This window comes from Streptomyces sp. NPDC012935 (genome assembly GCF_042900345.1).
Taxonomy (GTDB): domain Bacteria; phylum Actinomycetota; class Actinomycetes; order Streptomycetales; family Streptomycetaceae; genus Streptomyces.
In genome coordinates this window covers 1-1,605 of the sequence record NZ_JBIBBC010000063.1, presented here as the reverse complement: position 1 = coordinate 1,605, position 1,605 = coordinate 1, and the positions used below count along the sequence as shown (strand labels likewise).

Sequence of the window (1,605 nt, the reverse complement as noted above, 5' to 3'; positions counted from 1 at the left end):
TGTTGACGAACGCCTGGAGCCAGCCCGGCATGGTCTTCGGGTCGACGAAGACGTTGGACAGGAAGGTCAGCGGGAAGATCACCATCATGCTGACGCCCATCACCGACTTCTCGGAGCGCAGCATCAGCCCGAACATCGTCCAGATCCACGAGAAGGCGAAGGAGAAGGCGACCAGCAGCGCGATGCCCGCGACGACGCCGCCCACCCCGCCGTCCGGGCGGAAGCCGAGGATCATGCCGACGGTGAGCATGACGACGGACGCGATCGTGTAACGCAGGGCGTCGCCCAGCAGGTAGCCGACCATCGTGGACGGACGCCAGATCGGCAGCGTCCGGAACCGGTCGAAGACGCCCTTCTCGATGTCGGTGTTCACCGAGACGCCGGTGTACATGGTGATCATCACGACCGACATCACCAGGATGCCCGGCAGCAGGAACTGGATGTACGCCGTCGGGGACCCGGCCAGGGCGCCCCCGAACAGGTACGTGTACATCAGCACCAGCATGATCGGGAACGCGGTGACATCGAAGAGCTGCTCGGGCACATGCTTGATCTTCAGGATGGCCCGCCAGCCGAACGTCATCGACGCCGACCAGGCGCTCGGCCGCGGTGGCCGGTCCTTGGCGATCAGCAGCGCGGCCAGCGATTCGGTGCTGACGGGGGCGAGTTCCCTGCCCTCGGTCTGTGTCACGGTGCTCATGCCGCCACCTCGTCCTGGCCGCCCTCGGCCTCGTGCGTGTCGTGTCCGGTCAGGGCGAGGAACACCTCGTCCAGGCTGGGCTGGCCCAGCGAGAAGTTGTCGACGGTGATGCCGCCGCGGGCCAGCTCGGCGAGCGCGCGACCGGCCTGCTCCGCCGCGCCCTGCCCGTTCCCGGCGCCGCCGACGCGGGCGGTGAGGGCCACGGGGTCGGGCTCGGACTGCACCTCGGCGTCCAGGGCCAGCCGCAGGATGCGCGCCGCCTCCGGCCGCTGTGCCGGGTCGCGCAGCCGCAGATGGACGGTGCCCGCGCCGACGGACGCCTTCAGCTCGCCCTTGGTGCCCTCCGCGATCACCCGGCCCTGGTCGATCACGGCGATCCGCGACGCCAGCTGGTCCGCCTCGTCCAGATACTGCGTGGTCAGCAGGACGGTGGTGCCCTGCGCGACGACCGCGCGGACGATGTCCCACACCTGGTTGCGGCTGCGCGGGTCGAGACCGGTCGTCGGCTCGTCGAGGAAGAGCAGGTCGGGGGTGTTGAGGATCGACGCGGCGATGTCGATACGGCGGCGCATGCCGCCCGAGTAGTTCTTGACCTGCTTGCCCGCCGCGTCCGTCAGCCCGAAGGCCTCCAGCAGCTGTGCCGCGCGCTCGCGTGCGGCCGGCTTGCGGTGGCCGAGGAGGCGGGCCAGCAGCACCAGGTTCTCCGTGCCGGTGAGGTCCTCGTCGACCGAGGCGTACTGGCCGGTCAGGCTGACGCGGCCACGCACCGCGTCGGCCTCGCGCACCACGTCGTGCCCGAAGACATGGGCCTCGCCGCCGTCCGGGCGCAGCAGGGTGGCGAGCATCTTCACCGTGGTCGTCTTGCCGGCGCCGTTCGGTCCGAGGACGCCGTAGACCGTTCCGGC

2 protein-coding genes are annotated in these 1,605 nt (G+C 70.2%); both read right to left on the bottom strand.

All coding sequences use genetic code 11. The features are described 5' to 3' along the window. Positions 1-700: ABC transporter permease (locus tag ACFY5C_RS41440; RefSeq protein ID WP_389455250.1), on the bottom strand; the 700-nt coding region annotated here is incomplete at its 3' end. Continuing rightward, a partial coding sequence (locus tag ACFY5C_RS41435; protein WP_389455248.1) for an ATP-binding cassette domain-containing protein occupies positions 697-1,605 on the bottom strand: 909 nt, incomplete at its 5' end. The genes ACFY5C_RS41435 and ACFY5C_RS41440, both read right to left, overlap by 4 nt.